The sequence below is a fragment of the Lawsonibacter hominis genome (genome assembly GCF_014287895.1).
Classification (GTDB): domain Bacteria; phylum Bacillota; class Clostridia; order Oscillospirales; family Oscillospiraceae; genus Lawsonibacter_A; species Lawsonibacter_A hominis.
Genome location: NZ_JACOPP010000030.1, coordinates 1 through 13,499, shown reverse-complemented (window position 1 = coordinate 13,499; position 13,499 = coordinate 1). Strand labels below are relative to the sequence as shown.

Below are 13,499 nucleotides of genomic sequence, written 5' to 3'. Positions count from 1 at the left end.
TCCTTACCGGGCCGCCGCGGCCACGGCGCTCACGGTCAGGTGGTTTTCATCGTACTTGTTTCTGCGCACCAGCAGGTAGACCAGCCCGGCCAGCACCACGGCGGCGGCCACAGTGCCCGCTCCAAACCCCACCTGACCGGCGATGAGGCCCCCGATCTGATAGACGATCAGGGCGCTGGCATAGGCGAAGGCGCACATATAGCCGATGGCGGCAAAGGTCCATTTGGCGCTGTTCATCTCCCGCTTGATGGCGCCCATGGCGGCGAAGCAGGGGGCGCAGAGCAGGTTGAAGATCATGAAGGAGTAGGCGGAGATGGCGGTATAGTGCGCGGCGACGGCCGTCAGCAGGCCCGGATCGTCCTCGGCCACTTCTTCCCCGATCTGGAACAGGATGCCGAAGGTGGAGACCACGTTCTCCTTGGCGATGAGGCCGGTGACGGTGGCCACGGTGGACTGCCAATCGCCAAAGCCCAGGGGGCGGAACAGGATGCAGACCGCGCCGCCGATGGCAGCCAGCAGGGAGGAGTTGTTGTCCTCCACCATCCGGAACACGCCGTCCACAAAGCCGAAGCCCTGGAGGAACCAGAGGATGATGGAGGAGGCCACGATGACCGTTCCGGCCCGCTTGATAAAGGACCAGCCGCGCTCCCAGGTCGCCCGCAGGACGTTGCCCGCGGCGGGGACATGGTAGGCGGGCAGCTCCATGACGAAGGGCGCGGGATCGCCGGCGAAGGCGCGGGTCTTCTTGAGCATGACGCCGGAGATCACGATGGCGGCCACGCCGATGAAGTAGGCGGAGACGGCCACCAGGCCGCTGCCGCCGAACAGGGCGCCGGCAAACAGCCCGATGATGGGCATCTTGGCGCCGCAGGGGACAAAGCAGGTGGTCATGATGGTCATGCGGCGGTCCCGCTCGTTCTCGATGGTGCGGGAGGCCATGACGCCGGGCACGCCGCACCCGGAACCGATGAGCATGGGAATGAAGGACTTGCCGGACAGGCCGAACTTGCGGAAGATCCGGTCCATAATGAACGCCACGCGGGCCATATAGCCCATGTCCTCCAGAACGGCCAGCATCAGGAACAGCACCAGCATCTGGGGCACGAAGCCCAGCACCGCGCCCACGCCGGCGACGATGCCGTCGGACACAAGGCCGGTGAGCCACTCGGCGCAGCCCCAGCCCTCCAGCAGGGCCCGGGAGCCCGCCTGAAGCCATTCGGCGCCCAGCACGTCGTTGGTCCAGTCAGTGAGGAAGGAGCCGAAGGGCCCCATCGCCACCCAGTAGACCAGGAACATGATCCCCGCGAAAATGGGCAGCGCCAGCACACGGTTGGTGACCACGCGGTCGATCTGGTCGGATGGGGACAGGGCGTGCCTGGCGGCCTTTTTTTTCACCGAGCGCTCCACCACGCCGCTGATGTACGCATAGCGCTGGTTGGTGATGATGCTCTCGGCGTCGTCGTCCAGCTCGGACTCGCAGTCCTTGATGTGCTCCTCCAGGTGAGCGGCCAGCGCGGCGTCCAGCTTCAGTTCCTCCAGGACCCTGCCGTCCCGCTCGAAGAGCTTGATGGCATACCAGCGCAGGTAACGCTCCTCCACCCTGCCCTGGATGGATTCCTCAATGTGGGCGACGGCGTGCTCCACGCTGCCGGTGAACACATGGGGCAGCTCGCCGGCCTTCCGGCTCCGGGCCAGGGAGACGGCCCTTTCAGCCGCAGCCATGCCTCCCTCGCCCTTCAGTGCGCTCATCTCCACGACCTCGCAGCCCAGCGCCTCGCCCAGCTTCTTCCGGTCGATCTCGTCCCCGTTCTTGCGGACCAGGTCGATCATGTTGACCGCCACCACCACGGGGATGCCCAGCTCGATGAGCTGGGTGGTCAGGTACAGGTTGCGCTCCACGTTGGTGCCGTCCACGATGTTCAGGATGGCGTCGGGCTTCTCGCCCACCAGGTAGCTGCGGGCCACGACCTCCTCCAAGGTATAGGGGGAGAGGGAATAGATGCCGGGCAGGTCCTGGATGACCACGTCCTTATGGCCCTTGAGCCGCCCCTCCTTCTTCTCCACCGTGACGCCGGGCCAGTTGCCCACGTACTGGTTCGAGCCGGTCAGGGCATTGAACAGGGTGGTCTTACCGCAGTTCGGGTTGCCCGCCAGCGCAATTTTGATGTCCATTTGTGTTCTCCCTTCCAAACATTCGATCCAGCCAAGCGTTCCTGCCAAACGCGGTGAGTTTACGCGATCTCGATCATTTCCGCGTCGGCCTTGCGCACGGAGAGCTCATACCCCCGCACGTTCAGTTCGATGGGATCGCCCAGCGGGGCCACCTTGCGGATATGCACCTGCGTCCCCCTGGTGATCCCCATGTCCATGATACGGCGCTTCACCGCGCCCGCTCCGTGGAGCCGGACCACGGTGACGGTCTGCCCCACCTTTGCCTCTCGCAGCGTCTTCACTGTCGATTCCTCCTCAAATCATGATACGGTTTGCCATCGATCGGTCCAGGGCGATCCGGCTGTCCTTCACCTGGAGGATCAGGTTCCCGGCGATCTCGCTGACCACCGTCACCGTGCTGTCCACCACGAAGCCCAGCTCCGCCAGATGCTGACGCAGTTCGTCCTTGCCGGTGATTTTACGGATCGTCACCGTCTCACCGGGCTTTGCCAATGTCAAGGGCATCATAATCCCTCCTCCTCACGCCGGATAGTTAGATGCATCTAACACCCGGTCGGAAAACAGGGGTTAGCATTATCTAACCCCTAAATCGCTATAAGTTTACCTCGACTAACTCAATTTGTCAATGGCTTTTCCACCGATTTCTTGTCAAAGGGCGCGTTTTATGCTAATGTATAGAAAAGCCCGAGCATCTGGAGGCCGCTTTATGAAAATTTATGAATCCGCAGAGGATTATCTGGAAGCAATTTTGAGTTTGCAGGAGCGCCATGGGATGGTCCGCTCCATCGATATCGCAAACGAGCTCCACTTCTCCAAGCCCAGTGTCAGCGTGGCTATGAAAAAGCTGCGGGAGAGCGGCTATGTGGAGATGGACCGGGACGGGCGGATCACCCTGCTCCCGCCCGGCGAGGCGGTGGCCGAGCGCATCTATGAACGCCACCGCCTGCTTACGGACTTTTTTGTCCGCCTGGGGGTAGACCCGGAGGTGGCCGCCGCCGACGCCTGCAAAGTGGAGCATGATCTGAGCGAAGAGACCTTTTGCAAAATCAAGGAACATGTCTATCGCCAGCCCGGGGCGGATGCGCCCGCCCCAGGCTCCCGCCCCGAACGTTAGAACCGCTTTTTCAAGAACGGCGGAAGGCCCCCGGATGCATCGTCCGGGGGCCTTCCGCCGTTTTCGCTTGCTTGTGTGCCGCTCCGCCAGCCGGGTCAGGCGCCCGCAGCGGCCGCCAATCAAAAGATTCCCGGGCTTTAAGCCCGGGAATCTTTCAGCAGAATTTACTTGTACAGCTCCACCAGCCGGGTCAGGTGCTCGTAACGCGCCTTGGCGGCCTCTTCGTTTTCGGCAAAGAGCTTCTCCGCACGCTCGGGGAAGGAGCGGGTCAGAGCGGAGTAGCGGGCCTCGTTCATCAGGAACTCCTGATAGCCGCCGGCAGGGGCCTTGGAGTCCAGGGTGAAGGGGTTCTTGCCCTCGGCCTTGGACGCGGGGTTGAACCGGAACAGGTTCCAGTAGCCGCACTCCACGGCCTTCTTCATCTCAATCTGGCAATTGGCCATGCCGCCCTTGATGGAGTGCATCTCGCAGGGAGCGTAGCCGATGATCAGGGAGGGGCCGTGATAGGCCTCGGCCTCGGTGATGGCCTTCAGGGTCTGGTTGGGATTGGCGCCCATGGCCACCTGGGCCACGTAGACGTACCCGTACTGCATGGCGATCTCCGCCAGGCTCTTCTTGGGCTGCACCTTGCCGGCCGCGGCAAACTGCGCCACCTGGCCGATGTTGGAGGACTTGGAGGCCTGTCCGCCGGTGTTGGAGTACACCTCGGTATCAAAGACGAAGATATTCACATCCTCGCCCGAGGCGATCACATGGTCCAGGCCGCCGTAGCCGATGTCGTAGGCCCAGCCGTCGCCGCCGAAGATCCACACGGACTTCTTGTTCAGGTACTCCTTCTCCTGGAGAATCTCGGCGGCCAGCTTGCAGGCGTCACACTGGCAGAGCGTCTCACCCTTGGCCTGCAGCTCCTTGCCGAAGGCCTGGATCTCTGCCTTGCCGCTGGCCAACAGCTCATCCACGGTGCACAGGCCGTCCTCCAGGGCGGCGATGTAGGCCTTGGTGGCCTCGGCGTTGGCCGCGCCGTCCTCCAGGGTGTCCAGCCACTTCTGGCCGGCCTCCTTGATGGCGGGAGTGGCCCACTCCACGGCCAGCAGGGCGCGGGTCTTGTCGGCCAACCGGTCGCGGATGGCCTTCTGGCCCAGATACAGGCCCAGGCCGTGCTCAGCGTTGTCCTCAAACAGGGAGTTGGCCCAGGCGGGACCCTTGCCGTTCTGGTCCACCGTATAGGGAGAGGTCGCGGCCGGGCCGCCCCAGATGGAGGAGCAGCCGGTGGCGTTGGAGATATACATCCGCTCGCCGCAGACCTGGGTGACCAGGCGGGCATAGGCAGTCTCGGCGCAGCCGGCGCAGGAACCGGAGAACTCCAGCAGGGGCTGCTTGAACTGGCTGCCCTTGACGGTGGCGATGTCCTCCACGTCGGCCTTGGGGGCCACCTTGGCCACCATGTAGTCGAACACGGCCTGCTGATCGGCCTGGGACTCCTGGGGAACCATCTCCAGCGCCTTGACCGGGCAGGCGCTCACGCACACGGAGCAGCCCATGCAGTCCAGGGGGGAGACGGCGATGGCGAACTGATACACGCCCTTGCCCTTGCCGGCCTTGATGTCCACGATCTTGGCCTGTGCGGGGGCGTTGGCGGCCTCCTCCGCGGTGAGGGCGTAGGGCCGGATGGTGGCGTGGGGGCAGACGTAGGAGCACTGGTTGCACTGGATGCACTTGGCCGCGTCCCACGCGGGCACGGACACGGCCACGCCGCGCTTCTCGTAGGCGGAAGCGCCCTGGCAGAAGGTGCCGTCCTCATGGCCGTCTGCGAAGGCGGAGACGGGCAGGCTGTCGCCGTCCATCTTGCCGATGGGCTCCAGCAGCTCGCGCACCATCTTGACGGTGGCGGGATCGCCCTCCAGGTGCTCGGCCGCGGTCTGGTCCTCGGCGTCCTTCCAGGAGGCGGGCACGTTGAACTTCTTGAAGGCGGAGGCGCCCAGGTCAATGGCCTTGTGGTTGCGGTCCACCACGTCCTGGCCCTTCTTCAGGTAGGAATGGGTGGCCGCGTCCTTCATGTAGCCGATGGCCTCGGCCTCCGGCATCACCTTGGCCAGGGCAAAGAAGGCGGACTGCAGGATGGTATTGGTGCGCTTGCCCATACCGATCTCGATGGCCAGGTCGATGGCGTTGATGGTATAGACCTGGATGTTGTGCTCGGCAATGTAGCGCTTGGCCACGGCGGGCATGTGGTGGTCCAGCTCCTCATCGCTCCACTGGCAGTTGATGAGGAACACGCCGCCGTCCTTCACGTCCCGGACCATGGGGAAGCCCTTGACGATATAGGCGGGCACATGGCAGGCCACGAAGTCGGCCTTGTTGATGTAGTAGGGGGCGCGGATGGGCTGGTCGCCGAAGCGCAGGTGGCTGATGGTCACGCCGCCGGTCTTCTTGGAGTCGTACTGGAAGTAGGCCTGCACGTACTTGTCGGTGTGGTCGCCGATGATCTTGATGGAGTTCTTGTTGGCGCCCACGGTGCCGTCGCCGCCCAGACCCCAGAACTTGCACTCGATGGTGCCGGGGGCCGCGGTGTTGGGGGAGGGCTTCTCCTCCAGGGAGGTGTGGGTCACGTCGTCCACGATGCCCACGGTGAACTGCCGCTTGGGGGCGGACTTGGTCAGCTCCTCATAAACGGCGAACACGTTGCTGGGGGGCGTGTCCTTGCTGCCCAGGCCGTAACGGCCGCCGATGATGGTGGCCTGACGGCCCGCGTTGGCAAAGGCGGTGACCACGTCCAGGTACAGGGGGTCGCCCTGGGCGCCGGGCTCCTTGGTGCGGTCCAGCACGGCGATCTTGGTGGCGGTGGCGGGGATGGCGGCGAGCAGCTTGTCCGCCCGGAAGGGACGGTACAGGCGCACCTTCACCAGGCCCACCTTCTCGCCGTGGGCGTTCAGGTAGTCGATGACCTCCTCCGCCACGTCGCAGATGGAGCCCATGGCGATGATGACCCGGTCGGCGTCGGGCGCGCCGTAATAGTTGAACAGCTGGTAGTCGGTGCCCAGCTTGGCGTTGACCTTGCCCATGTACTCCTCGACGATGTCGGGCACCGCCTCGTAGTACTTGTTGGCGGCCTCACGGTGCTGGAAGAAGATATCGCCGTTCTCGTGGGAGCCGCGCATCACGGGATGCTCGGGGTTCAGCGCCCGCTTGCGGAAGGCGTTGACGGCGTCCATGTCCACCATGTCCGCCAGGTCCTCGTTGTCCCAGATGGCGATCTTCTGGATCTCGTGAGAGGTGCGGAAGCCGTCAAAGAAGTTCAGGAAGGGGACGCGGCCCTTGATGGCGGCCAGATGGGCCACCGCGCCCAGGTCCATGACCTCCTGCACGTTGCCCTCGGCCAGCATGGCAAAGCCGGTCTGGCGGCAGGCCATCACGTCGGAGTGGTCGCCGAAGATGTTCAGCGCGTGGGTGGCCACCGTACGGGCGGACACGTGGAACACGGCGGGCATCAGCTCGCCGGAGAGCTTGTACATGTTGGGAATCATCAGCAGCAGGCCCTGAGAGGCGGTGTAGGTGGTGGTCAGGGCGCCGGCGTTCAGAGAGCCGTGCACGGTGCCGGCCGCGCCGGCCTCGGACTGCATCTCCACTACTTTCACGGTGGTCCCAAAAATGTTCTTGCGGCCCTGTGCGGCCCACTGGTCCACATAGTCGGCCATGGGGCTGGAGGGCGTGATGGGATAGATGCCCGCAACCTCGGTAAAGGCGTAGGACACGTGGGCGGCAGCCGTGTTGCCATCCATGGTTTTCAGCTTTCTCGCCATTGATAGTCTTCCTCCTTATTTGTTGGTCCAGGGCAATGGGGATCCGTCCCCGCCCGTCCGCCGTTGGACCGGGCCGGATTCCCATTACCCTGGCTGTTTCCTTCGTCCCCCGGGGCCCATTCCCCTGGAGGCCCATACATTTTAACACCCCTGTCCCTATTTGTAAATCAAATCTTATTCCCAGGGCAAAATTTTTCATAAATCCGTACAAATCTTGCAAAATTGTTCTTAAACAAGAACAAAATATAAACGCGCCCGTCTAAATTGCGCCTTTACAAACTAAACTCATTATGCTAAAATGATCGGTTTAAAAATTTCGTCTCCCCTTTGCGGAAAAGTATGGTATAATAGCCGCACAGCGGCCATGATACCGGCAGGCGGCGGCCTGGCCGCGGCGCTTTCTCGACATTGCGGAAGAAGGACGGTGCGCCTTATGCTCCATCATGTGCGTTCTCTGGGCCTGAGCGGCGTTTCCGGATACGAGGTCACCGCCGAGTGCGACCTGTCCGGCGGCCTGCCCGCCTTTGATATCGTGGGCCTGCCCGACGCGGCGGTGAAGGAGGCCCGGGAGCGGGTCCGCGCCGCCATCAAAAACTGCGGCTTCTCCTTTCCCGTCTCCCGCATCACCGTGAATCTGGCCCCCGCCGACCGGCGGAAGGCGGGCACGGTGTACGACCTGCCCATCCTGGTGGGCATCCTGGCCGCCGGGGAGCAGATCCGGCCGCCCGCGCCCGACGCGGCCTTTGTGGGAGAGCTGTCCCTGTCCGGCTCTCTGCGGCCGGTGACCGGTATGCTGCCCATGGCGCTGGCCGCCGGGCGCGCCGGCGTGCGCGCCCTCTATGTCCCGGCCGCCTCCGCCGCCGAGGCCACCCTGGCGGGCGGGGCGGCGGTCTATCCGGTGGAGAACGTGGGTCAGCTGGTGGCCCATCTGAAGGGCGAGGTTCTCCTCTCTCCGGCGCAGCCCTGGGTCCCCCCCGCCCCGCTTGCCGGCTGCCCCGACTTTGCCGACGTGAAGGGGCAGGAAACGGTCAAGCGGGCGCTGGAGGTCGCCGCGGCGGGCGGGCATAATATCGCCATGGTGGGGCCGCCGGGCGCGGGCAAATCCATGCTGGCCAAGCGGCTTCCCTCCATCCTGCCCGACATGACCCGCCGGGAGGCGCTGGAGGCCACCCAGGTCCACTCGGTGCTGGGGCTGACCAGCGCCGAGGCGCCGCTGCTCCTGCGCCGGCCCTTCCGCAGTCCCCATCATACCATCTCCGTCATGGGTCTGGCGGGGGGCGGCTCTCCGCCCCGGCCCGGGGAGATCTCCCTGGCCCACAACGGGGTGCTTTTTCTGGACGAGCTGCCCGAATTCGGCAAGGAGACCCTGGAGGTGCTGCGCCAGCCCCTGGAGGAGGGGCAGGTGCAGATCACGCGGGTATCCGGCACGGAGGTCTTTCCCGCCCGGTTCATGCTGGTGTGCGCCATGAATCCCTGTAAATGCGGCTGGTACGGGTATGACCGGCGCTGCCGCTGCTCGGAGAGGGACGTGGAAAAGTATCTGGGCCGGCTCTCCGGCCCCCTGCTGGACCGGATCGACCTGTATGCGGAGGTGCCGCCTCTGGCCTTCGAAGAGCTCTCCGCCCGCGCCGCCCCCGCCGAATCCTCGGCGGACATCAAGCGCCGGGTGGATGCCGCCCGGGCCGTACAGACCGCCCGCTTCGGCCCCTCCGGCCCCGACTGCAACGCCCACATGGGCCCTGCGGAGCTGGCGGAGCACTGCGCCCTGGACGCGGCGGGCGCCGCCCTGATGAAAGGGGCCTTCGACCGCATGGGGCTTACCGCCCGCAGCTATGACCGCATCCTCCGGGTGGCGCGCACCATTGCGGACCTGGACGGGGCGGAGCGCATCGGCGTGGAGCATCTGGCGGAGGCCGTCCAGTACCGGGAGAGCGCCTGTTTCCGGCGCTGAATCCTGCGGATACAACAACCGGCGGGCCGGACCTGCGCCGGAGCGCCCGCCCCAAATAAGGAGGAAGACGATTGGACGAGATCATACTGCTCAAGCTGGGGGAGCTGGTGCTCAAGGGCCTGAACCGCCGCAGCTTTGAAGACAAGCTGATCGGCAATGCCCGCCGCCGCCTGAAGGACCTGGGCCAATTCCGGGTGTACACCAAACAGTCCACCATGTATGTGGAGCCTTTGGAGGAGACCTGCGACATGGACGGGGCCTGGCTGGCCATGTCGCGCCTGTTCGGCGTGGTGGGCCTCTCCCGGGCCCGGGCCTGCGCCAAAGACAAGGACGCGCTGCTGGCGTGCGCCAAGACTTATCTGGACGGCCGCCTGCGCGCGGCAAAGACCTTCAAGGTGGAGTCCAAGCGGGCTGACAAGTCCTTCCCCATGACCTCGGTGGAGCTGTCCCGGTATGTGGGCGGCGAGCTGGACGAGGCCTACCCCAACCTCCAGGTGGACGTGCACCATCCGGAGCTGACGGTCTATCTTGAGGTGCGGGATTATGCCGCCTACGTCCATGCCGACCCGGAGCCCGGCGCAGGCGGCCTGCCCGTGGGCATCGGCGGCCGGGCGGTCAGTCTGCTTTCCGGCGGCATCGACTCCCCGGTGGCCTCCTGGATGATCGCCAAGCGGGGCATCGCCCTGGAGCTGGTCCACTTTTTTTCCTACCCCTACACGTCGGAGCAGGCCAAGCAGAAGGTGCTGGACCTGGCGAAACTGCTCACCCCCTGGTGCGGGCACATGGTGGTCCACGTGGTCCCCTTCACCGCCATCCAGGAAGAGCTGCGGCGCAAGTGCCCGGAGGAGCTGTTCACCGTGCTCATGCGCCGGTTCATGATGCGCATCGCCGAGCAGGTGGCCCAGCGCACCGGCGCAGGGGCCCTCGTCACCGGCGAGTGCCTGGGCCAGGTGGCCAGCCAGACCATGGAGGCCATGCGCGCCACCACCGCCGTGTGTTCCCTGCCCATTCTCCGCCCCGTGGTGGGGATGGATAAGGAGGAGATCGTCCGCATCGCCCGGAAGATCGGCACCTTTGAGACCTCCATTTTGCCCTATGAGGACTGCTGCACCGTCTTTACCCCCCGCCATCCCCGCCTGCGCCCCGTGCTGGGCGAGCTGGAGTGCGCCGAGGCCGCCCTGGACGTGGACGGGCTGGTCGCCGCTGCGGTGGACGGAATCGAGCGCCTGCGCGTGTAGCGACGCCCTCCCCCTCCCGCCGCACCGCGGCCCACGGCGCGGCATCCCCGGGCGGAGCCGCTCCGCCCGGGAAGCGATCGCGTTGGCGCCGCGCCTTTGGGGCGGCGTTTCAGCAGGCCGTCTGCTTGTCCCACCGAACGCATCGCCAACTTCCCGCGCGATCTTTGCGCGCGCGGGGACCCCGTACCTTTCCCATCCTCGGGCGGAGTGAATCCGCCCAGCGGAAATGCCGCGCTGACGCTGCGCATTTACGGCGGCTCCGGCCGCCGCGCCCGGCGTCGGCGCTCTGGAGGTATTATTTTGTCCCACACCGCTGAACTGATCGCCGTCGGTACCGAGCTTCTGCTCGGCAACATCGCCAACACCGACGCGCAGATGCTCTCCCAGGGGCTGTCCGCCCTGGGGATCAACGTCTATTACCACACCGTAGTGGGCGACAATCCGCAGCGCCTGCGGGCCGCTGTGGAGATCGCCCGCCGCCGGGCCGACATCCTCATCACCACCGGCGGGCTCGGCCCCACGTGCGACGACTTGACCAAAAACGTGCTGGCCAAATGCTTCGGCAGGCCCCTGGTCCGCCATGAGGCGTCCGCCCGGCGCATCGAGGCCTACTTCAGGAGCATCGGACGCCCCATGACGGAGAACAACTACCAGCAGGCGATGCTGCCCGAAGGCTGCACCGTGCTGGACAACGATTGGGGCACCGCCCCGGGCGTAGCCTTTGAGGCGGATGGCGTGCACGTCGTCATGCTTCCCGGCCCGCCCCGGGAATGCCGGGCTATGTTCCAATACCGCGTGGCGCCCTATCTGCGGGCCTGTTCCGACGGGGCCATCTGCTCCCGTACCCTGCGTATCTTCGGCATGGGGGAATCCCTGGTGGAATCCATGCTGCGCAGCCAGATGAACGCCATGCAGAACCCCACCCTGGCCCCCTACGCCAAGGAGGGCGAGGTGGAGCTGCGCATTACCGCCAAGGCCGGGCACGAGCAGGAGGCCCGCGCCTTGATCGCGCCGGTGGAGGCCCGGCTGCGCGCCCAGCTGGGCAGCGCGGTCTACGGCGCGGATGTGACCAGTCTGGAAGAGGTGGTGCTGCCCCTGCTGAAGGAGCGCGGCCTCACCCTGGGCTGCGCGGAAAGCTGCACCGGCGGACTCATCGCAAAGCGCATCACCGACCTGCCCGGCGCATCTGCGGTCTTCCGGGGCAGCGTGGTCAGTTACGCCACTCCGGTCAAGCACACGGTGCTCGGCGTGCCCCAGGCCCTTCTGGAGGAATACGGCGCGGTGAGCGAGCCGGTGGCCCGCGCCATGGCCGAGGGGGCCCGCCGGACGCTGGGCTGCGATCTGGCGGTGGCCGTCACCGGCGTGGCCGGTCCCGATCCGGATGAGCGGGGCAACCCGGTTGGGCTGGTCTATCTGGCCCTGGCCGCACCGGACGGCACCACGGTCAAGCGGACCCGGTCCGGCGGCGTGCGGGAGCGCATCCGGACACTGGCCGCCAGCGGGGCGCTGGACCTGGTCCGCCGCTGGCTGTCCGGCGCACCGCTGGAGGAAACCGGAACGGAGCCTTCGGAATGACGCTGCTGAAGCGTCTTGGCGGGCCGGACACGATACGCGCGGGGATCGCCGCAGAATTTCGCGCCCTGAACCGCACCCCCCACCCCTCCCGGCACGAACGCTCCGCGGTGCGGGTCCTGACCGCCCGGCTGGCGGAACTGGGGCTGGCCCCGGTCCGGGACGGGCACGGCAACGTGATGGCCGACGTGCCGGCCGCGCCCGGCCGCACGGCGGCCCCCCGGCTGATCCTGCAGGGGCATCTGGACATGGTATGCGCCGTGGCCCCGGGCAGCGGCTTCGACCCGTTGGCCGAGCCGGTGACGGTGGTGGAGGCGGACGGTTTCCTCCGCTCCGACGGCCGCTCCTCCCTGGGCGCGGACAACAATCTGGGCAACGCCGCCGTGCTGTGGCTGCTGGGCCGCGGCCTGTCCCACGGCCCTCTGCGCCTGCTGTTTACAGCAGCGGAGGAGGTCGGCCTGGAGGGGGCCAAGCAGGTGGACCCCTCCTGGCTGGCGGGGGCGGACTTTCTGCTCAATACCGACGGATTTCACCTGGGCCGGGCCATCGTGGGTTCGGCCGGCGGCCGGCGGGAGACCTACCGGCTCCCCCTGGCGGCCTGCCCCGCCCCGGCGGGGGACGCCTGGCGCATCGCCCTTTCCGGCGGGGCGGGCGGGCACTCGGGTGACGACATCCACCGGGGCCGGGCCAATGCGCTGCGGCTGCTGGCGGGTTTTCTGCTGGCGCGGCCGGACTGGGCCGTGGCGGACTTCCGGGGCGGCACGGCCCATAACGCCATCCCCGCCGCCGCGGAGGCGCTGGTCGTCCTTCCGGAGGGCGGCGAGCCCGATCTGGAGGACCTTGCCCGGGAAGCGGCCGCCTATGGGGCCCGGGACCCCCGCCTGACCCTCTTCCACGCCCCCGCGCCCCGGCCGGAGCAGGTCTGGTCCCCGCTCTGCCGCCAGGCCGCTTTGGCCTTGACGGCGGGGCTGTTTCACGGCGTGTACGCGATGGACCCGGCCTTTCCTGACGTGGTGGGCGCTTCCGCCAATGTGGGCCGGCTGTCCGCGGAGGACGGCCAGATACAGGTCTGCGCGTTCCTGCGCTCGGCCCGGCCGTCGTGGGAGGCGGAGCTGGCCCGCGCCCATGATGCTCTGGCCGGGACGCTCGGCTTCTCCGCCGAGGCGTCCGGCTACCCCGGCTGGACGGGGGACCCGGCCAACCCGCTGGCCGCAGTGCTCGCCCGGGTGTACCGGGAGCAGACCGGACGGACGCTGGAGGTCTCCACGGTCCATGTGGGGCTGGAGCCCTCAGTGCTGGGCCCCAAAGCCCCCGGCCTGGTCATGGCCAGCACCGGCCCCGATATTCTGGACGCCCACTCAGTCTCCGAGCGGGCCCCTCTGGACACGCTGCCCGATTACGCCCTGCTGCTGGCGGGTACGCTGGAGGCCCTGTAGCGCACCGGCGTACCGCGCTCTCCCGCAGGGGTGCCTTGCAGAGTTCCGCCGTCCGCAGACGGGGGAAGGAAATGCCCCTCCTCAGGATTGAACCGCCCCAGTAAAAACGGACAATAGACAAAACGCCCCCTAATGTAGGAAAATGAAAGTACTACATTAGGGGGTATTATTATGGCAAGGAAGTATCAGCACACCCAGGAATTACTGCCTAAAATC

The 13,499-nt window shown here is 66.3% G+C and carries 9 protein-coding genes; 5 read left to right on the top strand and 4 right to left on the bottom strand.

What is annotated here, in order from left to right:
• Positions 1-3: 3 nt before the first annotated feature.
• From feoB to H8S57_RS14585, 3 genes are read right to left on the bottom strand one after another with little or no spacing between them, the layout of a single operon-like run.
• A complete protein-coding gene (gene feoB, locus H8S57_RS14595) occupies positions 4-2,172 on the bottom strand; it encodes a ferrous iron transport protein B (protein ID WP_186908764.1) in 2,169 nt (722 codons plus the stop codon).
• A gap of 59 nt (positions 2,173-2,231) precedes the next feature.
• Positions 2,232-2,453 (bottom strand): FeoA family protein, encoded by a 222-nt coding sequence (locus H8S57_RS14590; protein WP_186908763.1) that lies wholly within the window; start codon positions 2,451-2,453, stop codon positions 2,232-2,234.
• Positions 2,454-2,466: 13 nt separating this feature from the next.
• Positions 2,467-2,679: a FeoA family protein gene (locus H8S57_RS14585; RefSeq protein WP_186908762.1), complete on the bottom strand. Its 213-nt coding sequence runs from the start codon at positions 2,677-2,679 to the stop codon at positions 2,467-2,469.
• 199 nt (positions 2,680-2,878) lie between these two features.
• On the opposite strand from H8S57_RS14585, the gene H8S57_RS14580 reads away from it, so the two are divergent.
• The gene (locus H8S57_RS14580) at positions 2,879-3,286 is read left to right on the top strand and encodes a metal-dependent transcriptional regulator (RefSeq protein ID WP_186908761.1); all 408 of its coding nucleotides are present in this window, start codon (positions 2,879-2,881) and stop codon (positions 3,284-3,286) included.
• 164 nt (positions 3,287-3,450) lie between these two features.
• Here H8S57_RS14580 and nifJ read toward each other — a convergent pair whose 3' ends face one another.
• Positions 3,451-7,086 carry a pyruvate:ferredoxin (flavodoxin) oxidoreductase gene (gene nifJ, locus H8S57_RS14575; protein WP_186908760.1) on the bottom strand — a complete coding sequence of 1,212 codons (3,636 nt, stop codon included), beginning with the start codon at positions 7,084-7,086 and terminating at the stop codon, positions 3,451-3,453.
• Between the two features lie 433 nt (positions 7,087-7,519).
• Here nifJ and H8S57_RS14570 point away from each other — a divergent pair, with 433 nt between their 5' ends.
• The 4 genes from H8S57_RS14570 to H8S57_RS14555 all read left to right on the top strand — a co-directional run bounded on the left by H8S57_RS14570 (position 7,520) and on the right by H8S57_RS14555 (position 13,283).
• Positions 7,520-9,037, top strand: a complete 1,518-nt coding sequence (locus H8S57_RS14570) for a YifB family Mg chelatase-like AAA ATPase (protein WP_186908759.1) — start codon at positions 7,520-7,522, stop codon at positions 9,035-9,037.
• 71 nt (positions 9,038-9,108) lie between these two features.
• On the top strand, positions 9,109-10,275 hold the full coding sequence (thiI, locus tag H8S57_RS14565) for a tRNA uracil 4-sulfurtransferase ThiI (protein ID WP_186908758.1): 1,167 nt from the start codon (positions 9,109-9,111) through the stop codon (positions 10,273-10,275).
• Between the two features lie 300 nt (positions 10,276-10,575).
• Positions 10,576-11,850 (top strand): competence/damage-inducible protein A, encoded by a 1,275-nt coding sequence (locus H8S57_RS14560; RefSeq protein ID WP_186908757.1) that lies wholly within the window; start codon positions 10,576-10,578, stop codon positions 11,848-11,850.
• Positions 11,847-13,283 (top strand): M20/M25/M40 family metallo-hydrolase, encoded by a 1,437-nt coding sequence (locus H8S57_RS14555; protein WP_186908756.1) that lies wholly within the window; start codon positions 11,847-11,849, stop codon positions 13,281-13,283. Before H8S57_RS14560 ends, H8S57_RS14555 begins: the two co-directional genes overlap by 4 nt.
• The last annotated feature ends 216 nt before the right edge of the window (positions 13,284-13,499 follow it).